Source organism: Pantoea sp. AG702, from assembly GCF_003182295.1.
Lineage (GTDB): Bacteria > Pseudomonadota > Gammaproteobacteria > Enterobacterales > Enterobacteriaceae > Pantoea > Pantoea ananatis.
The window spans coordinates 1-20,997 of the sequence record NZ_QGTU01000004.1; the positions used below are offsets into that span (position 1 = coordinate 1).

26 protein-coding genes and 1 pseudogene are annotated in these 20,997 nt (G+C 51.0%); 21 read left to right on the top strand and 6 right to left on the bottom strand.

All coding sequences use genetic code 11. From position 1 onward, the window contains the following. Positions 1 to 251, bottom strand: a pseudogene (locus DFO57_RS12250) (flagellin FliC); the annotation flags it as partial. A gap of 253 nt (positions 252 to 504) precedes the next feature. Between DFO57_RS12250 and fliD the strand changes: the two are divergent. The 4 genes from fliD to amyA all read left to right on the top strand — a co-directional run bounded on the left by fliD (position 505) and on the right by amyA (position 4,272). Beyond that, positions 505 to 1,902: a flagellar filament capping protein FliD gene (gene fliD / locus DFO57_RS12255; protein WP_014605570.1), complete on the top strand. Its 1,398-nt coding sequence runs from the start codon at positions 505 to 507 to the stop codon at positions 1,900 to 1,902. Between the two features lie 14 nt (positions 1,903 to 1,916). Continuing rightward, a complete protein-coding gene (fliS, locus tag DFO57_RS12260; protein ID WP_014605569.1) occupies positions 1,917 to 2,327 on the top strand; it encodes a flagellar export chaperone FliS in 411 nt (136 codons plus the stop codon). After that, complete coding sequence (fliT, locus tag DFO57_RS12265; protein ID WP_013026163.1) at positions 2,327 to 2,686, top strand: flagellar protein FliT; 360 nt, start codon at positions 2,327 to 2,329, stop codon at positions 2,684 to 2,686. Before fliS ends, fliT begins: the two co-directional genes overlap by 1 nt. 104 nt (positions 2,687 to 2,790) lie before the next feature. Further along, complete coding sequence (gene amyA / locus DFO57_RS12270; protein WP_014593942.1) at positions 2,791 to 4,272, top strand: alpha-amylase; 1,482 nt, start codon at positions 2,791 to 2,793, stop codon at positions 4,270 to 4,272. Positions 4,273 to 4,354: 82 nt separating this feature from the next. Here the strand turns inward: amyA and yedD are convergent, their stop codons facing one another. Next, the gene (gene yedD, locus DFO57_RS12275) at positions 4,355 to 4,813 is read right to left on the bottom strand and encodes a lipoprotein YedD (RefSeq protein ID WP_013026165.1); all 459 of its coding nucleotides are present in this window, start codon (positions 4,811 to 4,813) and stop codon (positions 4,355 to 4,357) included. Between the two features lie 243 nt (positions 4,814 to 5,056). On the opposite strand from yedD, the gene DFO57_RS12280 reads away from it, so the two are divergent. Beyond that, complete coding sequence (locus DFO57_RS12280) at positions 5,057 to 5,380, top strand: DUF6388 family protein (RefSeq protein WP_014605568.1); 324 nt, start codon at positions 5,057 to 5,059, stop codon at positions 5,378 to 5,380. 135 nt (positions 5,381 to 5,515) lie between these two features. Here DFO57_RS12280 and iraP read toward each other — a convergent pair whose 3' ends face one another. Continuing rightward, positions 5,516 to 5,812 (bottom strand): anti-adapter protein IraP, encoded by a 297-nt coding sequence (iraP, locus tag DFO57_RS12285; protein WP_014605567.1) that lies wholly within the window; start codon positions 5,810 to 5,812, stop codon positions 5,516 to 5,518. 175 nt (positions 5,813 to 5,987) lie between these two features. Between iraP and DFO57_RS12290 the strand changes: the two genes are divergently transcribed. Next, entirely contained in the window at positions 5,988 to 6,227 is a 240-nt protein-coding gene (locus tag DFO57_RS12290; RefSeq protein WP_013026169.1) for a DinI-like family protein, read from the top strand. Positions 6,228 to 6,265: 38 nt separating this feature from the next. Here the strand turns inward: DFO57_RS12290 and DFO57_RS12295 are convergent, their stop codons facing one another. Beyond that, positions 6,266 to 6,532, bottom strand: coding sequence for a hypothetical protein (locus DFO57_RS12295; protein ID WP_013026170.1), 267 nt, complete (start codon positions 6,530 to 6,532; stop codon positions 6,266 to 6,268). A 285-nt stretch (positions 6,533 to 6,817) separates the two neighbouring features. Between DFO57_RS12295 and DFO57_RS12300 the strand changes: the two genes are divergently transcribed. Beyond that, positions 6,818 to 7,018 (top strand): hypothetical protein, encoded by a 201-nt coding sequence (locus tag DFO57_RS12300; RefSeq protein WP_019106602.1) that lies wholly within the window; start codon positions 6,818 to 6,820, stop codon positions 7,016 to 7,018. Positions 7,019 to 7,309: 291 nt separating this feature from the next. Here the strand turns inward: DFO57_RS12300 and DFO57_RS22600 are convergent, their stop codons facing one another. Then, on the bottom strand, positions 7,310 to 7,600 hold the full coding sequence (locus DFO57_RS22600) for a hypothetical protein (RefSeq protein WP_014605566.1): 291 nt from the start codon (positions 7,598 to 7,600) through the stop codon (positions 7,310 to 7,312). An 841-nt stretch (positions 7,601 to 8,441) separates the two neighbouring features. Next, positions 8,442 to 8,753: a flagellar hook-basal body complex protein FliE gene (gene fliE, locus DFO57_RS12305; protein ID WP_013026173.1), complete on the bottom strand. Its 312-nt coding sequence runs from the start codon at positions 8,751 to 8,753 to the stop codon at positions 8,442 to 8,444. A gap of 234 nt (positions 8,754 to 8,987) precedes the next feature. Between fliE and fliF the strand changes: the two genes are divergently transcribed. The 14 genes from fliF to rcsA all read left to right on the top strand — a co-directional run bounded on the left by fliF (position 8,988) and on the right by rcsA (position 20,992). Further along, complete coding sequence (gene fliF / locus DFO57_RS12310; RefSeq protein ID WP_014593944.1) at positions 8,988 to 10,706, top strand: flagellar basal-body MS-ring/collar protein FliF; 1,719 nt, start codon at positions 8,988 to 8,990, stop codon at positions 10,704 to 10,706. After that, positions 10,703 to 11,695: a flagellar motor switch protein FliG gene (gene fliG, locus DFO57_RS12315; RefSeq protein ID WP_013026175.1), complete on the top strand. Its 993-nt coding sequence runs from the start codon at positions 10,703 to 10,705 to the stop codon at positions 11,693 to 11,695. Before fliF ends, fliG begins: the two co-directional genes overlap by 4 nt. Beyond that, positions 11,688 to 12,386 (top strand): flagellar assembly protein FliH, encoded by a 699-nt coding sequence (gene fliH / locus DFO57_RS12320; protein WP_014593946.1) that lies wholly within the window; start codon positions 11,688 to 11,690, stop codon positions 12,384 to 12,386. The genes fliG and fliH overlap by 8 nt, the downstream gene beginning before the upstream one ends. After that, on the top strand, positions 12,386 to 13,747 hold the full coding sequence (fliI, locus tag DFO57_RS12325; protein ID WP_014593947.1) for a flagellar protein export ATPase FliI: 1,362 nt from the start codon (positions 12,386 to 12,388) through the stop codon (positions 13,745 to 13,747). The genes fliH and fliI overlap by 1 nt, the downstream gene beginning before the upstream one ends. A 28-nt stretch (positions 13,748 to 13,775) precedes the next feature. Beyond that, entirely contained in the window at positions 13,776 to 14,219 is a 444-nt protein-coding gene (gene fliJ, locus DFO57_RS12330; protein WP_013026178.1) for a flagellar export protein FliJ, read from the top strand. Next, a complete protein-coding gene (locus DFO57_RS12335) occupies positions 14,216 to 15,484 on the top strand; it encodes a flagellar hook-length control protein FliK (RefSeq protein WP_110015386.1) in 1,269 nt (422 codons plus the stop codon). Before fliJ ends, DFO57_RS12335 begins: the two co-directional genes overlap by 4 nt. A gap of 129 nt (positions 15,485 to 15,613) precedes the next feature. Then, a complete protein-coding gene (fliL, locus tag DFO57_RS12340; RefSeq protein WP_013026180.1) occupies positions 15,614 to 16,099 on the top strand; it encodes a flagellar basal body-associated protein FliL in 486 nt (161 codons plus the stop codon). 4 nt (positions 16,100 to 16,103) lie between these two features. After that, complete coding sequence (fliM, locus tag DFO57_RS12345; RefSeq protein ID WP_013026181.1) at positions 16,104 to 17,111, top strand: flagellar motor switch protein FliM; 1,008 nt, start codon at positions 16,104 to 16,106, stop codon at positions 17,109 to 17,111. Beyond that, positions 17,104 to 17,517: a flagellar motor switch protein FliN gene (fliN, locus tag DFO57_RS12350; protein WP_013026182.1), complete on the top strand. Its 414-nt coding sequence runs from the start codon at positions 17,104 to 17,106 to the stop codon at positions 17,515 to 17,517. Before fliM ends, fliN begins: the two co-directional genes overlap by 8 nt. Before the next feature lies 1 nt (position 17,518). Next, positions 17,519 to 17,917 carry a flagellar biosynthetic protein FliO gene (fliO, locus tag DFO57_RS12355; RefSeq protein ID WP_110015387.1) on the top strand — a complete coding sequence of 133 codons (399 nt, stop codon included), beginning with the start codon at positions 17,519 to 17,521 and terminating at the stop codon, positions 17,915 to 17,917. Then, entirely contained in the window at positions 17,917 to 18,648 is a 732-nt protein-coding gene (gene fliP, locus DFO57_RS12360) for a flagellar type III secretion system pore protein FliP (protein WP_033765984.1), read from the top strand. The genes fliO and fliP overlap by 1 nt, the downstream gene beginning before the upstream one ends. Positions 18,649 to 18,673: 25 nt before the next feature. Then, on the top strand, positions 18,674 to 18,943 hold the full coding sequence (gene fliQ, locus DFO57_RS12365; protein ID WP_014605563.1) for a flagellar biosynthesis protein FliQ: 270 nt from the start codon (positions 18,674 to 18,676) through the stop codon (positions 18,941 to 18,943). Next, the gene (fliR, locus tag DFO57_RS12370; RefSeq protein WP_014593951.1) at positions 18,943 to 19,728 is read left to right on the top strand and encodes a flagellar biosynthetic protein FliR; all 786 of its coding nucleotides are present in this window, start codon (positions 18,943 to 18,945) and stop codon (positions 19,726 to 19,728) included. The genes fliQ and fliR overlap by 1 nt, the downstream gene beginning before the upstream one ends. A gap of 628 nt (positions 19,729 to 20,356) precedes the next feature. Continuing rightward, positions 20,357 to 20,992, top strand: coding sequence for a transcriptional regulator RcsA (gene rcsA / locus DFO57_RS12375; RefSeq protein ID WP_014593952.1), 636 nt, complete (start codon positions 20,357 to 20,359; stop codon positions 20,990 to 20,992). The last annotated feature ends 5 nt before the right edge of the window (positions 20,993 to 20,997 follow it).

Sequence of the window (20,997 nt, forward strand, 5' to 3'; positions counted from 1 at the left end):
ACTTCGGTCAGCGCGCCTTCAGCGGTCTGCGACAGAGAGATACCGTCGTTGGCGTTGCGGGCAGCAACGGTCAGGCCGTTGATGTTAGAGCTGAAACGGTTAGCGATCGCTTCACCGGCTGCATCGTCTTTCGCGCTGTTGATGCGCAGGCCGGAAGACAGGCGCTCAATCGCAGTACCCAGTGAAGACTGAGATTTGCTCAGGTTGTTCTGAGTAACCAGAGACAGGGTGTTAGTGTTAATCACTGCCATGATGTTTTTCCTTTAAAAATTGAGCCAGATTAAGGCGTCTGAATTCGGTTTGCTCACCGACAACCTGATTATCGTCAGCCTCTGAGCAACCTTTAGGGAAAAATTTCAGGAATTTTCTGGCAGGCAAACCCGCGAAGACAATTAAAGAAGCGTTCTTTATTGGCGCATTAAATTTATCAAAAACAGGCTAATCTTTTGCCACTCGCTGCCGATACCCAATCTACTTAGCGTATAACCCGTAAAGGATTAACCCATGGCAAGTATAAGTTCACTCGGTGCTGGTACTAACCTCGATCTCAATACTCTGTACAATAGTCTGGAAACAGCTGAACAGACTAAGCTGACGCCAATTACTAAGCAACAGTCCTCTTACAATGCCCAGCTTACCGCCTGGGGCGTGGTGAAAACAGGCCTGTCAAAATTCCAGACCGCTGCTGCGGCATTGCAAAATGCATCGACTATTGCCGCCACTAAAGTGACCAGCACAAACACCGCGTTTACTGCCACGCTGGCGAGTAAAGCCTCCGCAGGTAACTATTCTGTAGAAGTGAGCCAGTTGGCCTCTTCTCAGTCCCTGCTGTCTAAAGCTGCTACCAGTAAAGATACCGATCTGGGCGATCAGAGCCTGGCTTCACGCACCATTACCATCTCGCAGTCCGGTCAAAAATCACCGCTAACCGTGACACTGACGAAAGATCAAACCAGCCTGGCCGATATTCGCGATGCGATTAATAAGCAGCAAGGCAGCGTCAATGCGAGCATCATTAAAGCCGATGATAATACCTATTATCTGTCCCTGACTGCGCGTGACAGCGGCACGGCGAATGCCATGACGGTAAGCTCAAATGATGGCAGTCTGTCGCAGTATATTAATTACAGTCAGGGCGGCAGCAGTAACGCGATGACCGAACAGGTTGCCGCAAAAGATGCACAGTTAAAGATTAACGGCGTGTCCATCACACGCAGCAGCAATACCATTACTGATGCCCCCGAAGGCGTCACGCTCAACCTGACGAAAACCACCGCAGCGAATACGCCAGAAACCTTAACGGTGGCCACGGATAATCAGCCCATGACCGCGGCGATTCAGGCCTACGTTGATGCATACAATTCGCTGCAGACCACGATCGGTAACCAAACGAAATACACTGCCGTTAAAGCGGGTGAGACGCAGAGTACGGGCAATGGGGATTTGTTAGGGGATAACACGCTGCGTAATATTCAGACCAGCCTGCGCAGTCAGTTATCCAGCGCACAGTCTGGCGGCAGCCTGACCACCCTGTCACAGCTGGGCATCACGCAGGATGTCAACGGCAAGCTGACCGTAGACAGCACTAAGCTGAACAACGCCCTGACCAATCAGCCAACAGATGTTCTGAACTTTTTGACGGGTGACGGTAAAACCACCGGTTTTGCAACCCAAACCAATAACAAGCTGACACAAATTCTGGCCAGCGACGGACAGGTACAAAATGCCACCAACGGCATTAATACGTCACTGAAAAAGCTGTCGGATCAATATGACAATGTGAACAGCCAAATCGCTGCAACGATGGCGCGTTACAAAACGCAGTTCACCAGCCTGTCAACGCTCGTCAGCTCTATGACGCAGACCGGCAACTATCTGACCCAGCAGTTCGCTAAACTATAACAGGAGTGGTAAGCATGTACGCTAAGTCCGGTACCCAGGCCTATGCCCAGGTCGGCGTGGAGAGCGCGGTGTTAAGCGCCAGCCCGCACCAGCTGGTTGTGATGCTGTTTGATGGCGCGCTGAGCGCCATGAAAAAAGCAGCTATCTTAATTGAGCAAGGCGATATCCCGGGTAAAGGAAACGCCTTATCTAAAGCCATTAATATCATCACTAATGGCTTACGTGCAGGCCTGAATCATGAAGTAGGCGGTGAGATTTCTGCCAACCTTGATAACCTGTATGAATATATGACCCGCCGTTTGTTACAGGCCAACCTCAATAATGACGTTGAAGCCATTGCGGAAGTCGAAGGCTTGCTGAATAACATCGCCGATGCCTGGAAACAGATTGGTCCTAACTATCAGCCACAGCAGGATACGTTTTAATGAGTCACCCACTCGCGCTGCTAAAAGAGTATCAGGAATTACTCACGCTCAGTAATGCTATGCTGGAAAATGCCAGACAAGGGCAATGGGAGGCATTACTGAGTTGTGAATCCACCTATGTTAGCAGCGTCGAGCGTGTGGCTCGTGATAACGATGCCGGTGTGCTTTCGGCGTTACAACGGGCACAGATTCGCCCCGTACTTGAGCAAATTCTCAATAACGAAACTACGCTGAAAACCTTATTAGGTGAGCGCATGCAAGAGCTGCGCTCTCTGGTCACGACGTCAACGCAGCAACAGAACATCATGACCTCTTACGGTAATATGGCAGGCAATATTCTTTATCCTAAAGAGCAGTAAAGCCCGGCTTTAGCGGGTGGAAACTATATTTTTAATTCACCCGCGTAATTTCTCCACTCTTATCCCATACTTCCAGTTCCCTCTCCTCTGACTGGAAACGCGTCATGCACAACCCAACCCTATTGCAGTTTTTCCACTGGTATTATCCCGATGGCAGCAAACTGTGGCCGGAAGTTACGGAAAAAGCCTCACTGCTCAATGATATAGGCATCAACATGGTATGGCTCCCCCCCTGTTATAAGGGTGAATCCGGTGGCTATTCGGTGGGTTATGACAGCTATGATTTGTTCGATTTAGGCGAGTTCGAACAAAAAGGCAGTAAAGCCACAAAATACGGTGATAAACAGCAATTACTGGATGCGGTAAATGCGTTACGCAGTCACGATATCGGCGTACTGCTGGATGTTGTGGTGAACCATAAAATGGGCGCTGACGAAAAAGAGCAGATTCGGGTCAATCGGGTTAATCCCGATAATCGCGATGAAATATACCCTGATGTTATAGAGTGTGAAGCCTGGACACGATTTAACTTCCCTGCCCGGGCAGGACAGTATTCTAAATTCATCTGGGACTATAAATGTTTCAGCGGTGTCGATCATATTGAAAACCCCGATGAAAATGGCGTTTTTAAGATCATCAACGATTACACCGCAGAGGGCTGGAACGACCAGGTAGACAGCGAGCTCGGTAATTTCGATTACCTGATGGGTGCCAATATTGACTTCCGTAATAATGCTGTGAGCGAAGAGCTTAAATACTGGGCGCGCTGGGTGATGGAACAGGTGCCCTGCACCGGATTCCGACTGGATGCCGTAAAACATATCCCGGCGTGGTTTTATAAAGCGTGGATCGACCACGTTCAGGAAGTCGCCAACGAACCTTTATTTATCGTGGCGGAATACTGGTCTTTTGAAACCGACAAACTGCAGGAATATATCCACCAGGTTGACGGCAAAACGATGCTCTTTGATGCACCCCTGCATATGAACTTTCATCAGGCCTCTAAAGCGGGCAGCGCCTACGACTTGAGCAAAATCTTTGATAACTCACTGGTTCTGGCCGATCCCTGGCATGCCGTAACCATCGTCGCAAACCACGATACGCAACCGTTACAGTCGCTGGAAGCCCCTGTTGAAGCCTGGTTTAAACCGCTCGCTTACGCGCTTATTCTGTTACGTGAGCAAGGTGTACCGACAGTGTTCTATCCCGATCTTTTCGGTGCCAGCTATCAGGATGAGGGCGGTGATGGCGACGTTCACCAGGTCGATATGCCCGTTATTCCCGAACTCGAAGGTCTGATCCGAGCCCGCCAGCTATTTGGCTGGGGCGCACAAACCGATTATTTCGATCATCCAAACTGTGTAGCCTTTAGCCGAAGCGGCACGGCGGAAAAGCCCGGTTGCGTGGTGATCATGTCAAACGGTGAGGCGGGAGAAAAACACATTGCGATGGGCGAAGGCTATGCCGGAAAAGTGTGGCGTGACTATCTTGGGCATAAATCAGAGACCATTACCACCGATGATAATGGCAGCGCGCTGTTTAGCTGTAATGGTGGCAGCGTGAGCGTCTGGGTTGTTGAAGCATAAACAGAGGTTGCCAACGCCACCAGATTGACTGATTCACCCGTGTGACTATGCTGAGAGCGGTCTCTGGACCGCATTCAGCCAATTATTTTGCTAATGCCGGCCGCATAATTTCAGGCTCGATATTTTGAATAACGTCGGCATTAGGCTGTTTTGCCACTTCCTGCTCTGCTTTCTGGCATTCAACGGTCGGCTTTTCGACCTTGCGCAGGGTAAGACCATCGTATTCCAGCTCACCGTTATCGACGTCCAGCGTCATCACCCGCACCTGACGCGTCACATTGACATAATCGCCATTGAGTTGGGTCAGCTTGCCTGGTTTTGCAATGACACGCTGCCACTGGCGGCAATCCAGAGTGCTGCCATCGGCATTGACGATCAGACTGGCAATCGCCTTATCGCTAATCAGATCGCTTTGTGGCCCTACTGTCTGCCAGTTACCCTGCAAATTTGCCGGAGCAGGCGTTTGCACCGCACTCTCATAACTATTGATTTGTGCGCAGCCACTTAGCGCCAGAGTGGCAATCAGCATCCAGTTTTTCATTTTTTAATCCCTAAAATCCGGTCAATGGCGGCTACGTTATAATTTTTACGGTAAGGTGCGCAAGCTATCTGAATGCTGCCCTCAGCGTAAAACTGCATTTTCTGACGCTTTCATCGCGCACGGGCAACATTTATCAATATCAGCACCGCGAACTGACCGTTTTTCATCCTGCACCGCTTAGCCTGACAAGCCAGACGCAACAGGCTACACTGTCGCCCTGCACTACCTATCAGGAAACCTGCAATGAAAACTCCAGAAGCTTATTACGCCGAGGCTCGCGCCCTGTTTTTTACCGCCCACGCGGATTTCCAGGCAGCATTAGACGAACTCACAGAAAGCGATGCCCGCGCCGCCAATATGTCACTGCGTGAACTACGTGAATGGCATGCTGAACGCATCTACGCGGCTTTTTTACGCCAGAAGAACCTTGATGGTATGATTTTCTCGATCCAGCTGGCTGAACCGGATAAAGCCGTCGCTGCCGAGGCCATAGAACGTTATCTCAGATCGCATGCGGAATCACTGGGAATGAGCTGGGAAGAATTCTGTATTAAAAATGAACTGTAGTAAGCAGGTCCTGGCGGGACAATGAAAATACCGCTGATGTCATCGCCCTGTTAACCATCAGGATGGGTTCGCTGAGCCTCTCCTTTTTCCGGCGTCGCTGGCGACAGACAACACACTTATCGCCAGCGTTTGCCATTACTCTTCCTGCGCCATTTTGCCTCTCACTTCAACATACTTAGCGACGGCCAGCAGCCGGTTAATGTGAGTAAGCAGTAAATCAATATCCGACTGCATAAATTCAGATGATGAACGTGAAGCCGTCACTATCGCATCCTGAACCGTTTCGGAGATGGTTAATGCGTTATCTTGTTTCGCCTGGACCAATAAAGCTGCCACCAACAATGACTGTGCTTCTATCTGCGCAGTCAGTTCCTTAGCGTCGACATCCATTTTTGCTAGTTTGAGCAGAATATCTATAACCAATTGTCGCATTGCACTTCTCCTGGTGAGTGAGCGCACTTAGTGTTGTGAACGCACTCAGAGTAAACCAGATGACGGTGCTTTTCTACGCGACGCGGAAAAAACGAATTAAGATAAACATCAGCTTGATACTGTTTTTATTTACAGTAAAATGGCGAGGCGATTTTGCCCTTAAGGGATTGTTAACATGTTTGTAGAGTTAATTTACGATAAACGTAATGTCGCGGGCCTGCCAGGAGCGCGTGAGATGATTTTAGCAGAACTAGAGAAACGGGTGCATCGCGTGTTCCCTGACATTGAGGTTAAGGTCAAGCCTATGGAGCGGAATGCGATAGAGACCGATCTCAGTAAGAACGAGAAGGCGACAATAGCGCGACTCGTGGAAGAGATGTTTGATGAAGCAGAATTCTGGCTGGTGGCTGATTAATCCGTTAACCGCCACCGCCTCAGTCAGCGGGGGATGGCTTAACTCTCCTGCTCGCTGTGGTTAATTTCGATTTCGATATCCTGAATGGCCGTCTCCAGATCTTCCAGTAACGTACCCTGTTTGTTCAGCAGCGCGTCAATGCGGGCTGCGTTTCCTTCATCTTTATACTCGCCGGCGTCAAAGGCTAACCAATGTGCAGAAAGCGTCTCAGTGTTCGTCTGTGCATAGTGACGCATTTCTTTCAGCTGAGATGCCACGTCACGCAGATAATCTGTTTTGCTTTTGGTTTCGATTGAATCAGTCATGCTGTGTTTCCTTATGGTTGTTTATCCAATGAAAATGTCGCCTGGAGATTTAAAGGTAGAACAATATAGCGACTTTGCATTAGGAATAATCGGAACTCACTAGCGTGAGTGACATGAGCGGAAAACGGTAGGATGAGTAAGCACCATGAAAGCAAAGCGTCAATGCGTAAGCTTAGTCGCTATAAGTAAGGGTGCCCATTTTTGAGCGAGCCCCACTGATTGAGGGGAATTGTGACGGTCTGGTTTAGCTGGACTAGACTTAACAGACTCAAAAAGGAGCGAAGCATGCATACACATCACAGTAACGAACAGCGTAAACATGAGGGCGATGTCAGCAAAGGTTTACCCGAAGCGGCACCTCATGCAGGCAATGCCTATGAGGAAGACGATCATCCCGCTAAGGATGCACCTAAGGATCACGGGGAAGTCCCGAGAAAAAATGATGACAGTCAGGATGATAAAAAAGACCCTTTTAAAGCGTCCTGAGTGGTTTTATCGCGAGCATGTTCCGCGCCGGGGCATGCTTTTACCTGCTCAATCAATGCCTCATCATTAAAAAGCACGTCATCGAATACCCTGTATTTACATCCGTATCGTCCCTGCAGTAACAGACCTGTATCATTTTTAACTTCGCCTGACGTAATCCTTATCGCCAGGAAATGCACGAAGAGTGAGGCATGCAATTTAGATTACAAAGCCAAAAAACAGCGCAACGATGTGTTTGCATCCCGTTAGCATGCCATCACGCCTTTTTAAGTAAATACGGCTCGCCGTCACTCAGGATTGTTTATGAAGGTAGTCCACCAGCATTTCAAGATTAACCCTGTGAGGCCCATCTGGATAAAACACGCCCTGCGCCGGTCGGTTAGCATCAAATAACGCCTGCAAATCCAGATCGTCATCCAGTAACTGAATAGAGCCCTTGACCAGCTTATATGAAATCACCCTGCATGTGCCTTCAGGGATCTTGCTTAAAGAGTCAGAGCCTTGAACGTCAGAATAAATCTCATATTTAATCTGCCCACCGCTATTTGAGTTAGCGAGCAGAGTTTGAATTAAGTATTTCATTTTAACCAAAGGATGGGTAAACAAGGATATTACATTAACGCGGAGCAATTTTTTTAAAAAGTTAAATCTTTTAATCAGATATTATTTCTTATAAACCTGCTCATTCTCACTTTATGCTGACAGGCCTTGCCTGGTTTGCTGCTCACGCCCTGCCAGGGGTGCCTTCACCGCGGGATGAGGCAACATGTTCACAGCCTTACCTCTATACCGCCACCCACATTAACACTGAGTTTTTATCGAAAGGAGTTTAGATAAACAAAGCCATCTTTCATTCGTACCGCCGCGACCCTTCTTATTTATTATCGAAAAATATCTTTCTTTTATCAGCGATGTCATCGCATTGAAACTGAAGAAAACCTTATATTGCTGTTCGAGATACCGCGGCAACACTCTTGAAAAATAGCTTGTAAGTTAAATAAAAATTAAACAAAACCCTGTGAAGGATAATTGTTTTCACTCAGGCGTGTTAATTCCAGTCAGGATAAAAATTCTTTTTTTTGCGATAGCACAGGTGATGTAAATAAAGGTTATCTCTTACGGAGGCAATAAATTTTAAGGCGTACGTTTGGCGGGTTGTCAGACGTGAGTTAACCGGCTTAGTGGCCAGTATAGGGGTCGGTCAGTCTGTTTTTATCGATTTACACTTTTGAACTTGTTCGCCAGTCAGCCGCGGCAAACTCCTTCACTGAGGGGTTATCAGGTGTATGACGGCGTGGATAAGGAATAAGGATAAGAAAAAGCAGCGCTGGATGCCCTATCACAAACACGCACTCTGCCCTGGCTCTACCACAACCCAAAGTCCACCTTGCACGAACCTGATATTCCCCCGTCAGTGACGTGACTACACCTGCATATTCATGATGTCGGTATAAGCCGAAACCAGCTTGTTCCTGACCTGAATTCCCATCTGCATTGAGATGGATGATTTTTGCAGATCGACCATCACATCATTCAGCGCGATCCCGGGCTTACCCATTTCGAAATCCTGCGCCTGGGTGCGTGCAGAAGTCTGCGTTTCGCTGATTTTATCCAGCGCGGCCTTCATGGTCGCACCGAAGTCGATATGGCTGGTGACGTCGTTACTCTTGTTGTTGGCCTGGAGCGACGTCATCTGTAACTGCTGTAAAACACCCTCGATTGCCTGCACTGACATGGCTGTTACCTCACTGAAAAGAGATGAAGATTTTTGATGTGCGGAGAAGTTAACACATTGTCAATAAGACAAAGCCCCTAAATGGCGCTAAAAACCGTGGCTTATTCACCCATCGAATTTTGCGTTTCATCAAATAATGCCAGGCATTGAAGTGGAAATTTTATTTATGCAGGTCAGGGAGTCTGTTTTGCCATCACAACTAACCCGGTCAATTACGTCAGGCAGGAATCGGTCATGAATGCGAGTGCAGCCGCCACACAAGATCAAGACAAGAAAGGCTTCGGTGACCTTCTCGCTCGCCTGCGTGCTAATCCACGCATACCTTTAATCGTCGCCGCCGCCGCTGCTATTGCAGTGGTGTTTGCATTGGTCCTTTGGGCCAAGACACCTAACTACAGCGTGCTGTTCAGCAATCTCTCAAACGAGGATGGCGGCGCCATTGTCACGCAGTTGACGCAGATGAATGTACCTTATCGTTTTGCCGATAACGGTGGCGCATTGATGGTCCCTGAAGACAAAGTGCATGAACTGCGTCTGCGTCTGGCGGAACAGGGCCTGCCTAAGGGTGGCAACGTCGGCTTTGAGCTGCTGGATAAAGAGAAGTTCGGTATCAGCCAGTTTAGTGAGCAGGTTAACTACCAGCGCGCACTCGAAGGCGAGCTGGCACGTACCATCGAATCACTGGGGCCGGTTAAAACCGCGCGCGTGCATCTGGCCATGCCTAAACCTACTCTGTTTGTGCGTGAGCAAAAGGCCCCTTCTGCGTCCGTAACCTTAACGCTGCAACCGGGTCGCGCACTGGACGAGGGTCAGATTCAGGCGATTACCCACATGGTTTCCAGCAGCGTGGCGGGTTTACCTCCGGGCAACGTCACCGTCGTGGATCAGAGCGGTCATCTGTTAACGCGTTCTGATGCGGTGGGTCGTGACCTGAATGACGCACAACTTAAATATGCTGCCGAAGTGGAAGCCCGTTATCAGCAACGCATTGAAGCTATCCTGAATCCGATTCTGGGCCAGGGCAACGTGCATGCACAGGTTACCGCGCAGATTAACTTTGATACCAGCGAGCAGACAGACGAGAAGTATCAGCCAAATGGCGACCCCAAAAATGCGTCAATCCGCTCACAGCAGACAAGCACCAGCGAGCAGTCTGGCAGCCCTTATCCTGGCGGCGTGCCTGGCGCGCTGTCTAATCAGCCAGCGCCCGCGAATACTGCGCCGGTCAATGCACCGAACACCAACGCGGCCAACGGGCAGAATGCGAATGGCCAGAACAATGCCGCAAATGGACAGCGTACCAGTACCGCCTCGGCCAGCAGCGTGCCAACCAACTCTCGCCGCGATGACACGGTGAACTATGAGCTGGATCGCACCATTCGCCATACCAAAATGAATGTGGGAGATGTGCAGCGTCTGTCCGTCGCCGTGGTGGTGAACTATCGCGAAGATGATAAAGGCAAAGCGCTTGCACTTAACGAGCAGCAGCTGAAGCAGATTGAAGACCTGACGCGTGAAGCCATGGGCTATTCACAACAGCGTGGTGACAGCGTCAACGTGGTGAACTCGCAGTTCAATACCACCGAACCTACTGTCAGCGAACTGCCCTTCTGGCAACAGCAGTCCTTCTTTGACCAGCTGATAAGTGCAGGTAAGTGGCTGCTGGTGGCACTGGTTGCCTTCATCCTGTACCGCAAAACGGTTCGTCCACACGTACTGCGTAAGAAAGAAGCTGAGAAAGCGGCTGCAGAAGCGATGGCTGCCCGTGCTGCACAGCAAAACGATCAGGAAGCTTACAGCGTCCAGCTCAGCAAAGATGAGATGGAGCAGGAACGCAAAACTAATAACCGCATGAGCGCTGAAGTCATGAGCCAGCGTATCCGCGACATGTCTGAAAACGATCCGCGCGTCGTGGCGCTGGTTATTCGTGAATGGATGGGTAACGAACTATGAGTCTGACCGGTACTGAAAAAAGCGCCATTCTGATGATGACCATTGGCGAAGAACGCGCGGCGGAAGTGTTTAAGCATCTGAACCAACGCGAAGTGCAGCACCTGAGCTCGGCAATGGCCAGCATGCGTCAGGTATCCCATAAGCAGCTGACTGAAGTGCTGCGTGAGTTCGAAGCCGATGCCGAGCAGTTCGCGGCGCTGAGCCTGAACTCCAACGACTACCTGCGCTCCGTGTTGACCCGTGCGCTGGGTGAAGAACGTGCTTCAAGCCTGCTGGAGGATATCCTTGAAACCCGTGATACCACCAGCGGGATGGAAACGCTCAACTTCATGGAGCCGCAGGCGGCTGCCGACCTTATTCGCGACGAGCATCCCCAGATTATCGCGACCATTCTGGTACACCTCAAACGCGGTCAGGCTGCAGATATCCTGGCGCTGTTTGATGAACGCCTGCGTCATGACGTCATGCTGCGTATTGCGACCTTTGGTGGCGTACAGCCTGCCGCACTGGCAGAACTGACCGAAGTGCTGAACAGCCTGCTCGACGGCACCAACCTCAAGCGCGCGAAGATGGGCGGCGTAAGAACGGCGGCAGAAATCATCAACCTGATGAAAACGCAGCAGGAAGAAGCGGTCATCGAAGCGGTTCGCGACTTCGACGGCGAGCTGGCACAGAAAATCATCGACGAGATGTTCCTGTTCGAAAATCTGGTGGAAGTGGACGATCGCAGTATCCAGCGTCTGTTGCAGGAAGTGGAGTCCGAGCAGTTGCTGATCGCCCTGAAAGGTGCAGAGCAGCCTCTGCGCGAGAAGTTCCTCAAAAACATGTCGGCACGTGCAGCAGATATTCTGCGCGACGATCTTGCCAACCGTGGCCCGGTGCGTATGTCTGCGGTCGAGAACGAACAAAAAGCGATCCTGCTGGTGGTTCGTCGCCTGGCAGAGTCCGGCGAGATGGTAATCGGTGGTGGCGAGGAAACCTATGTCTGATGCATTTTCTGCCCGTCCATGGCAGCTGTGGCAGCCGGTTGAACTGGGGCGTCCAGAAGAGCCCGTTGCCATGTCAGCAGAGCCAGCCGAGGTTACCATCTTTGAATCTGAAGAAGATGAGCAACAGCAGCAGTTTGAACATATGCAGCAGCAGTTGCGTAAAGAGGCGCACGGGCAAGGCTATAGCGAAGGTCATCTGCAGGGGTTTGCTGAAGGCCAGAAGGCCGGTTACGACGCGGGCTTTCAGCAAGGTCTGGCCGATGCACAGCAGCAGCAGGCGCCTTTACAGGCACGCATGCAGCAGCTGGTTACCGAATTCCAGAACACGCTGGAATCCCTGGACAGCGTGATCGCCGCCCGTCTGATGCAGCTGGCGCTGGAAGCCGCACGCTCAGTCATTGGGCAGGCAACAACGGTGGATGGCAGCGCCCTGCTTCGGCAGATCCAGGGCCTGCTTCAGCAGGAGCCGATGTTTAGCGGTAAACCTCAACTGCGCGTTCATCCGGACGATCTGCTGAGAATCGAACAAACCTTAGGTCCGACGCTTGATCTTCACGGCTGGCGTTTACTGGCAGATAACACGTTGCACCCTGGCGGCTGCAAGCTCAGCGCCGAAGATGGCGATCTCGACGCCAGCGTCGCCACTCGCTGGCAGGAACTGTGTCGCCTGGCGGCGCCGGGAGAATTTTAATGACCACACGTCTGAACCGCTGGCTGGGCTCGCTTGATGCCTTTGAGAGTCGTATTTCTCAGGTACAACCGATTCGTCGTTATGGGCGTTTGACCCGTGCCACCGGCCTGGTACTGGAGGCGACCGGCCTGCAGCTGCCCCTGGGTTCAACCTGTGTGATTGAGCGCAACGACGGTAAGAGCATCAGCGAAATCGAAAGTGAAGTCGTCGGTTTCAACGGTCAGAAACTGCTGATGATGCCGCTGGAAGAAGTGGACGGCATTCTGCCGGGGGCGCGCGTTTATGCCCGGGCTACCGGTGAAAACCCGCAGGCCGGAAAGCAGCTTTTACTCGGACCACAACTGCTGGGCCGTGTCCTTGACGGCAGCGGACGGCCGCTCGATGGCTTACCGTCACCGGAAACTGGCTACCGTGCGGCGCTAAATACTCCGCCGTTTAACCCCTTACAGCGCACGCCCATCACTGATGTCCTGGATACGGGCGTTCGGGCTATCAACGCCCTGCTCACCGTTGGCCGTGGTCAACGTATGGGCCTGTTTGCTGGTTCAGGCGTGGGTAAAAGCGTGCTGCTCGGCATGATGGCGCGTTACACCCAGGCCGACGTGATCGTTGTCGGGTTAATCGGTGAGCGTGGTCGTGAAGTTAAAGACTTTATTGAAAACATTTTAGGCGCGGAAGGCCGTGCCCGTTCCGTGGTGATTGCGGCGCCGGCCGATGTCTCCCCGCTGTTGCGTCTTCAGGGCGCAGCCTATGCCACACGTATTGCAGAAGACTTCCGCGATCGCGGTAAGCACGTCCTGTTAATCATGGACTCCCTGACGCGTTACGCCATGGCCCAGCGTGAGATTGCCCTGGCAATCGGTGAGCCACCGGCCACTAAAGGTTATCCACCGTCTGTTTTCGCTAAGCTCCCAGCCCTGGTTGAGCGCGCCGGTAACGGTATCGATGGCGGCGGCTCCATTACGGCTTTTTATACCGTTCTGACCGAAGGCGACGACCAGCAGGATCCGATTGCAGACTCTGCCCGCGCAATCCTAGACGGACACATCGTGTTGTCACGTCGCCTCGCGGAGGCCGGTCACTATCCGGCTATTGATATTGAAGCGTCAATCAGTCGTGCCATGACATCACTGATTGATGAAAATCACTATGCACGCGTACGCCAGTTCAAGCAGTTGCTTTCAAGTTTTCAGCGCAACCGTGACCTGGTCAGCGTCGGCGCCTATGCCGCAGGCAGCGATCCCATGCTGGACAAAGCTATTCAGCTTTACCCGCAGATGGAAGCCTTCCTGCAACAAGGCATTTTTGAACGCAGTGAGTACGACGACGCCTGCCTGCATTTGCACGCCTTGTTTGGCTAGTCAGCGCGTTTGATACGAGGACATCGTAATGAAAACAGCCAATGCTATTGACACGCTTCGCGATTTAGCGGAGCAGGACCTGGAGCGCGCCGCCGTGTTGTTGGGCGATATGCGCCGGGGTCAGCAGGCGGCTAACGAGCAGCTCTCCATGTTGCTCGATTACCAGGACGAGTACCGCAATAAGCTGAACAGTGACATGTCCAGCGGAATTGCCAGCAATCGCTGGACCAACTATCACCAGTTTATCCAGACGCTGGAGAAGGCGATTGAGCAACACCGCAGCCAGCTACAGCAATGGAACCAACGGCTGGAACAGGCGCTGGTCAACTGGCGTGAGAAACAGCAGCGCCTGAACGCCTATCAAACTCTGATCACCCGGGCAGAGGAAAATGCATTACGACAAGAAAACCGTCTCGACCAGAAACGGATGGATGAATTTGCCCAACGGGCCGCACTGAGGAAAGGCGAATGATTACGCTGCCAAACACCGCGTTGACGACGAAAGCTATCGGCACTGCTGACACATCAGGCACCACAGACCTGCCAGGCAGTGGTGAGACGCTGCCACAGGACTTTATCACCGCCCTGGGAAATCAGCTGCTTTCCCTGGCGAAGCTGCACGGTAAAAACCCTGCGGCTACAGATAAAAATGTCACGACAGAGACGGAGCATAAAACGGCCACCTCGTTGAATGCATTACTCTCTTCGCTGGAAACGCCGACTGCGCTTAGTGCGTTGTTTACACCGGAAAAGATTAAAGCCGGCACAAAATCAGCCGATGATAAAGATGAGCTGACAGCCACCGTCCTTAACAATAGCGACATGCAGAATATACAGGCGCTCTTTGCCATGCTACCCGCGACGGGACTGCAGCAGGCGGTGAAAGACAACGCAGCGAACCGTGGTGCGGATTTGCAAGGGGATGCGCCCCGTTCAGCGCTGTCAGCGCTGACGCAGGCGGTCACTACGGCACTAACCGGTGATGGCAAAGAGAGCCAAAACACGAAGGTGCAGGACGGCAACCTGGCCAATAAAGCCAGTCTGGTTAGCCAGAGCGTGACCGGCCCAACCGCCGCGACAAGTCATAACACCGCGGTGACGCCTGCGGCTCTGACCACCGACGGCAGTTTTCAGCAGATACTGAGCAGCGTCAGTAAGCAGGACGATCGTCCGTTAGCGGCAGCCAGCGATAACCAGGCCATTCTCAGCGCGCCGGTGAGCAGTACCAGTAGCTTGCTGCAGTCATCTGGCGCCTCAGCGACGATGAACTCACCGTCAACGCCGACGCTGAATGCCCACCTGGGCAGCAACGAATGGCAGCAGGCACTGGGGCAGCAAATTGTGATGTTCAGCCGTAATGGCCAGCAGAATGCAGAACTGCGATTGCATCCTGAAGACCTGGGGGCGATTCAGATCAGCCTGAAACTGAATAACGATCAGGCACAGTTAAATATGGTTTCCAGCCATAGCCATGTCAGGGCCGCGCTGGAAGCTGCGCTTCCCCAGTTGCGTCATGCCCTGGCGGAAAGCGGGATTAACCTGGGTGAGAGTCAGGTAAGCAGTGAGAGTTTCTCGCAGGGACAGAGCTTCCAGCAGCAACAGGAGGCGCGTCGCGACGGACAGCACGGCAGCTTCTCCCTCACCCTGGACAGTGATAACGACATTACGCCCATTGCCGTACCGCAGTCTCTTCAGGCCCGGTTAACCGGCAAAGGCGCAGTCGACACATTTGCCTGACAGCGACAAACGCTGAAGGTAAGCGTAAAACCCGTGTCTTTTCTTGCCATTGTTTGACTTAAGACACGCGATAATCTGTTCAGGCAAGCCGAGAGGCTTGCCCATAATTCACAGGAAGTTACTGCAAAAATGTCTGATAACGCGAAAGCCAAAGGCCGCAAACGAAAACTTTTAATACCAGTGTTACTGATTGTCGCGCTGGCCGCTTGCAGCGTGGCAGGCTATGCAGTCTGGCGAATGATGAATAAACATGAGGGTGATAAGCCGGAGGTCGCGAAAGTTGAACCGCCTCCCGCCCCGGTCTTTTTTGCACTTGATACATTTACGGTTAACCTGGTCAATCCCGACAACGACCCAGACCGCGTACTGTACGTAGGCTTTACGCTACGTCTGCCGGATGAAGAAACGCGTCGTCGGATGAGTGACTACCTGCCTGAGGTTCGCAGTCGTCTGTTACTGCTGCTGTCTCGTCAGAACGCAGCTGCACTGGCGACGGAGCAAGGAAAGCAAGCGCTTGTTGATCAAATCAAACAGGCGCTGGCACCACCACTGGTAAAAGGTCAACCTCCGCAGGTCGTAGACGACGTACTGTTTACTGCCTTCATTTTGAGGTGAATCAATGGGCGACAGCATTCTCTCCCAGGCTGAAATTGACGCGCTACTTAACGGCGACAGCGGCAGCGCGGAAGAAGAAAAGAAACAAAACGGACCTGAGGGCGATATTCGCCCTTATGATCCGAATACCCAGCGTCGCGTGGTGCGCGAGCGTCTGCAGGCGCTGGAAATTATTAACGAGCGTTTTGCCCGTAGTTTCCGTATGGCGCTGTTTAACCTGCTGCGTCGTAGCCCGGATATCAGCGTAGGCGCGATCAAGATTCAGCCTTACCATGAGTTTGCACGCAATCTGCCGGTGCCAACCAACCTGAACCTGATCCATCTGAAGCCCCTGCGCGGTACGGCATTAGTCGTGTTTTCGCCAAGCCTGGTGTTTATTGCGGTCGATAACCTTTTTGGCGGTGATGGCCGCTTTCCGACTAAAGTTGAAGGACGGGAGTTTACCCATACCGAGCAACGTGTCATTCGCCGCATGCTGAAGCTGGCGCTTGACGGATACAGCGATGCGTGGAAAGCCATTTATCCGTTGGATGTGGAGTATGTGCGTTCGGAAATGCAGGTGAAATTCACCAACATCACCACATCACCTAACGATATTGTTGTGAATACGCCTTTCCAGGTTGAAATCGGTAACCTTGTGGGTGAGTTCAACATCTGTATTCCGTTTTCGATGATTGAACCGCTGCGTGAAATGCTGGTGAATCCACCGCTGGAAAACTCGCGGTCAGAAGATACACACTGGCGCGACAATCTGGTGAAGCAGGTTCAGCACTCTGAGCTGGAACTGATTGCCCATTTCGCCGAAACGTCGCTGCGCCTGTCGCGCGTTTTACAGCTGAAACCCGGTGATGTCCTGCCGATTGAAAAGCCAGAGCGCATTATTGCCCATGTGGACGGTGTGCCCGTTTTAACCAGTCAGTATGGCACGCTAAACGGCCAGTATGCCCTGCGTGTTGAACATTTGATTAACCCGATTTTGAATTCGCTTAACGAGGAACAGCCCCATGACTGACAGCAAGAAACCGTCCGATGATACTATCTCTGCGGACGATCTGTGGGCTGAAGCAATGAATGAGCAGGTTGGCTCCGCTACGACTGCCTCACAGAGTGATGACGTTTTTAAAAGCTTTGAAACGAGTAATGCGTCAGGTTCGTTGCAGGATATCGACCTGATTATGGATATCCCGGTGAAGCTCACCGTCGAGCTTGGCCGCACCAAAATGACCATTAAAGAACTGCTGCGTCTGACGCAGGGCTCCGTGGTTTCCCTGGATGGGCTGGCGGGTGAACCGCTGGACATCCTGATCAATGGTTATTTGATCGCACAGGGTGAAGTCGTCGTGGTCAACGATAAATATGGCGTTCGCATCACCGATATCATTACGCCGTCAGAGCGTATGCGTCGTCTGAGCCGTTAAGATGAATAACCAGAATCATACGCTGCAACCTGCCACACCTCAGGCACCGCCCATTTCGGCAGGTTCAGTATTGACCCAGGTCAGTGGCGTATTGGTCGTCATTATTCTGTTGATTCTGGCATGTGCCTGGCTGGCACGCCGCATGGGTTTTGCCCCTAAGAGAGTGGGCAGCCGTGAGCTGACACTCACGGCCAGTGTGCAGGTCGGCCAGCGCGAACGCGTTGTGATTGTTGATACGCCGGATGCGCGTTTGGTACTGGGCGTGACAGCTCAGCAAATTACTCACCTGCATACGTTGCCGCCAGCTGCACCTGATGAAACCGCACCGGTAAAAGCTGCGCCGCAGGATTTTCGTCAGCTATTACAAAATCTGGTTAAACGTCCCGGAAAAAATCCATGATGCGTCGACTGCTCCCTCTTCTGCCGCTGCTGTTGCTGGCACCGGTTGCCCATGCCCAGTTGCCGGGCCTGGTTAGTCAGCCATTAGCTAACGGTGGCCAAAGCTGGTCACTGCCGGTACAAACGCTGGTCTTTATTACCTCGTTAACATTCCTGCCAGCCATTCTGTTAATGATGACCAGCTTTACCCGCATCATTATTGTGTTCGGCCTGCTACGTAATGCGCTGGGCACGCCTTCCGCGCCGCCTAACCAGGTATTACTTGGCCTGACCTTATTTTTAACGTTTTTTATTATGGCACCGACCTTCGATAAAATTTATCAGGATGCCTACCTGCCATTTAGCCAGGATAAAATCAGCATGGATGTGGCGATCGATAAAGGCGCACAGCCGCTGCGGGAATTTATGCTGCGGCAAACCCGTGAGGCTGACTTAGCGTTATTTGCCCGCCTGGCAAATACAGCGCCGATTGCGGGTCCGGAAGCCGTACCTATGCGTATTCTGTTGCCGGCTTACGTGACCAGTGAATTAAAAACCGCATTCCAGATTGGCTTTACCGTATTTATTCCTTTTTTAATTATCGACCTGGTGGTTGCCAGCGTGTTAATGGCACTCGGGATGATGATGGTTCCCCCGGCAACAATTGCGCTGCCGTTTAAATTAATGTTGTTTGTTCTGGTGGACGGCTGGCAATTGCTGGTTGGCTCGCTGGCACAAAGTTTCTATTCCTGACCTCTCTATTGCACAGGAGAAATTCATGACACCTGAATCGGTAATGGTAATGGGACAGGAAGCCATGCGCGTTGCCCTGCTGCTGGCTGCCCCTATGCTTCTGGCCGCGCTGGTCAGCGGTTTACTGGTGAGTTTGCTGCAAGCAGCGACCCAGATTAACGAACAAACGCTGTCTTTCATTCCAAAAATTATTGCAGTGGCCACCACGGGTATCATTGCCGGCCCCTGGATGCTGAACGTGCTGTTGGATTACATCCGCACCGTCTTTTCTAATCTGCCTTATATCATCGGCTGATGATCACTCTCGACAGTAGCCAGCTCGTACACTGGGTCAGTCAGTTTTTCTGGCCACTGGTGCGTATTCTGGCACTGCTTGCTACCGCGCCGGTACTGAGTGAAAAAGCGGTGAGTAAACGGGTTAAGATTGGTCTTGCCGCCATGATCACCTGGATACTGATCCCAAATTTACCCCCGGTGAACGTGACGCTGTTTTCACCTGCCGGCTTTATGCTGCTGATTCAGCAGATGCTGATTGGGATTGCCATTGGTTTTACCATGCAGTTCGCCTTTGCCGCGGTTCGTACCGCCGGTGAACTGATTGGATTGCAGATGGGTCTGTCTTTCGCCACCTTTTTCGATCCCGCCAGTCGACTGAATATGCCCGTTCTTGCGCGCTTTCTCGACATGCTGGCGATGCTTTTATTTTTGACTTTCAACGGTCACCTGTGGCTTATTTCCCTGCTGTCGGACAGTTTTCATACGTTGCCTATCGGCGGCGAGCCTCTTCAGGCAAATGCCTTTATGGCTTTGGTGAAATCCGGCAGCATGATTTTCCTTAATGGCATGATGTTAGCGCTGCCGTTGATCGTTTTGCTACTCACGATAAATATGGTCCTGGGTTTGTTAAACCGTCTTTCACCACAGTTATCAATCTTCGCGATCGGCTTCCCGATTACCTTATCAGTAGGCATTCTGACCATCAGCCTGCTGATGCCTCTCCTTGCCCCCTTCTGCGAGCACCTGTTCGGCGAAATATTCGATCTTCTGGCCCAGTTCCTGACAGAACTGTCCCCTGTCTGAACATTAAGTATCTAACTATTATCCTGATTTGATACTTAAGAAACGCATAACTATCCGCACATTTTTCAAACCACATTTCCCAGAAATCAACTAAGGATATTCTGATAAACGTGCGGAAAGTCTTAAAATTATTCTTATTAAACCGCGCTTCGCGTATTTTAGTCAGGCGGTTAACCGAGTCATCAACAAGATTGTTTTGGTGACAAAATCGGCAATGCTTTGAAATTACTAAAGAAAAATTTTTATGTGATTTTTCTTGTCAGAAAATGTTTTTTCCGGCATTGTCAACTCGCTAACCGACTTCACACTTTCGTGAAATAAATGTTTTTAAGATTTGTCCTATCAGAAAACTCTGGGTTTTCAGCGATAGTGACAGCGCTCCCAAAAAACTGCATTTCGCTCAGTCCGACTTTGTATCGACTTATCGTGTTGATATCAGGTCAGGTGTGAGGTCAGAGCAACACAAATTTTTTGCAGACCGGGTCAGGGAAGAGGACTTTTATGGGCTATTGCCCATTGCCACGCTGCATCAGCAGAATAAAAAAAAGCGCTTTGGAAATCTTCTCGTACCGCAACGCGTAATTCATCGTTGATTTAAACGGATAACAAATTGGTGAGGGTCGCTAACATGCCAACGATTATTATGGATTCCTGCAACTACACACGCCTGGGATTATCAGATTATATGTCTTCTAAGGGAGTTAAGAAGAAAAATATTACTTCTGTATCTGACATTGAGCAATTACAGCAAAGATGTGAGCAGTTAAAACCTGGCGTCGTCTTTATTAACGAAGACTGTTTCATTCATGAAACCGACTCCAGTGAACGCATTCGCAGCGTTATTAACCAGCATCCCGAAACACTGTTTTTTATTTTTATGGCCATTAGTAATATTCATTTTGAAGAATATTTGTATGTTCGGAAAAATTTGATTATTACATCCAAAGCAATTAAGCCTTCGACGCTGGATTCATTGTTAAGTACTTATTTGCAGAAAAAACTCAATATGTCGCCGCGTATTTCTTCGGGTCTTGATGTCCACCCTCTTACGCTAAGCCAGACAGAGTCAAATATGCTGAAAATGTGGATGTCAGGCCATGATACCATTCAGATATCAGATAAAATGCAAATTAAAGCGAAAACCGTTTCGTCGCATAAAGGCAATATAAAGCGAAAAATTAAAACGCATAATAAGCAAGTGATCTATCATGTGGTGCGTTTAACCGATAACGTGACGTCCGGTATCTATGTCAACGTAAGGTAACCTCC

Excerpts from the sequence above, each read along its gene's own strand:
- fliD (WP_014605570.1), top strand. The coding sequence starts at position 505 with ATGGCAAGTATAAGTTCACTCGGTGCTGGTACTAACCTCGATCTCAAT.
- fliS (WP_014605569.1), top strand. The coding sequence starts at position 1,917 with ATGTACGCTAAGTCCGGTACCCAGGCCTATGCCCAGGTCGGCGTGGAG.
- fliT (WP_013026163.1), top strand. The coding sequence starts at position 2,327 with ATGAGTCACCCACTCGCGCTGCTAAAAGAGTATCAGGAATTACTCACG.
- amyA (WP_014593942.1), top strand. The coding sequence starts at position 2,791 with ATGCACAACCCAACCCTATTGCAGTTTTTCCACTGGTATTATCCCGAT.
- yedD (WP_013026165.1), bottom strand. The coding sequence starts at position 4,813 with ATGAAAAACTGGATGCTGATTGCCACTCTGGCGCTAAGTGGCTGCGCA.
- DFO57_RS12280 (WP_014605568.1), top strand. The coding sequence starts at position 5,057 with ATGAAAACTCCAGAAGCTTATTACGCCGAGGCTCGCGCCCTGTTTTTT.
- iraP (WP_014605567.1), bottom strand. The coding sequence starts at position 5,812 with ATGCGACAATTGGTTATAGATATTCTGCTCAAACTAGCAAAAATGGAT.
- DFO57_RS12290 (WP_013026169.1), top strand. The coding sequence starts at position 5,988 with ATGTTTGTAGAGTTAATTTACGATAAACGTAATGTCGCGGGCCTGCCA.
- DFO57_RS12295 (WP_013026170.1), bottom strand. The coding sequence starts at position 6,532 with ATGACTGATTCAATCGAAACCAAAAGCAAAACAGATTATCTGCGTGAC.
- DFO57_RS12300 (WP_019106602.1), top strand. The coding sequence starts at position 6,818 with ATGCATACACATCACAGTAACGAACAGCGTAAACATGAGGGCGATGTC.
- DFO57_RS22600 (WP_014605566.1), bottom strand. The coding sequence starts at position 7,600 with ATGAAATACTTAATTCAAACTCTGCTCGCTAACTCAAATAGCGGTGGG.
- fliE (WP_013026173.1), bottom strand. The coding sequence starts at position 8,753 with ATGTCAGTGCAGGCAATCGAGGGTGTTTTACAGCAGTTACAGATGACG.
- fliF (WP_014593944.1), top strand. The coding sequence starts at position 8,988 with ATGAATGCGAGTGCAGCCGCCACACAAGATCAAGACAAGAAAGGCTTC.
- fliG (WP_013026175.1), top strand. The coding sequence starts at position 10,703 with ATGAGTCTGACCGGTACTGAAAAAAGCGCCATTCTGATGATGACCATT.
- fliH (WP_014593946.1), top strand. The coding sequence starts at position 11,688 with ATGTCTGATGCATTTTCTGCCCGTCCATGGCAGCTGTGGCAGCCGGTT.
- fliI (WP_014593947.1), top strand. The coding sequence starts at position 12,386 with ATGACCACACGTCTGAACCGCTGGCTGGGCTCGCTTGATGCCTTTGAG.
- fliJ (WP_013026178.1), top strand. The coding sequence starts at position 13,776 with ATGAAAACAGCCAATGCTATTGACACGCTTCGCGATTTAGCGGAGCAG.
- DFO57_RS12335 (WP_110015386.1), top strand. The coding sequence starts at position 14,216 with ATGATTACGCTGCCAAACACCGCGTTGACGACGAAAGCTATCGGCACT.
- fliL (WP_013026180.1), top strand. The coding sequence starts at position 15,614 with ATGTCTGATAACGCGAAAGCCAAAGGCCGCAAACGAAAACTTTTAATA.
- fliM (WP_013026181.1), top strand. The coding sequence starts at position 16,104 with ATGGGCGACAGCATTCTCTCCCAGGCTGAAATTGACGCGCTACTTAAC.
- fliN (WP_013026182.1), top strand. The coding sequence starts at position 17,104 with ATGACTGACAGCAAGAAACCGTCCGATGATACTATCTCTGCGGACGAT.
- fliO (WP_110015387.1), top strand. The coding sequence starts at position 17,519 with ATGAATAACCAGAATCATACGCTGCAACCTGCCACACCTCAGGCACCG.
- fliP (WP_033765984.1), top strand. The coding sequence starts at position 17,917 with ATGCGTCGACTGCTCCCTCTTCTGCCGCTGCTGTTGCTGGCACCGGTT.
- fliQ (WP_014605563.1), top strand. The coding sequence starts at position 18,674 with ATGACACCTGAATCGGTAATGGTAATGGGACAGGAAGCCATGCGCGTT.
- fliR (WP_014593951.1), top strand. The coding sequence starts at position 18,943 with ATGATCACTCTCGACAGTAGCCAGCTCGTACACTGGGTCAGTCAGTTT.
- rcsA (WP_014593952.1), top strand. The coding sequence starts at position 20,357 with ATGCCAACGATTATTATGGATTCCTGCAACTACACACGCCTGGGATTA.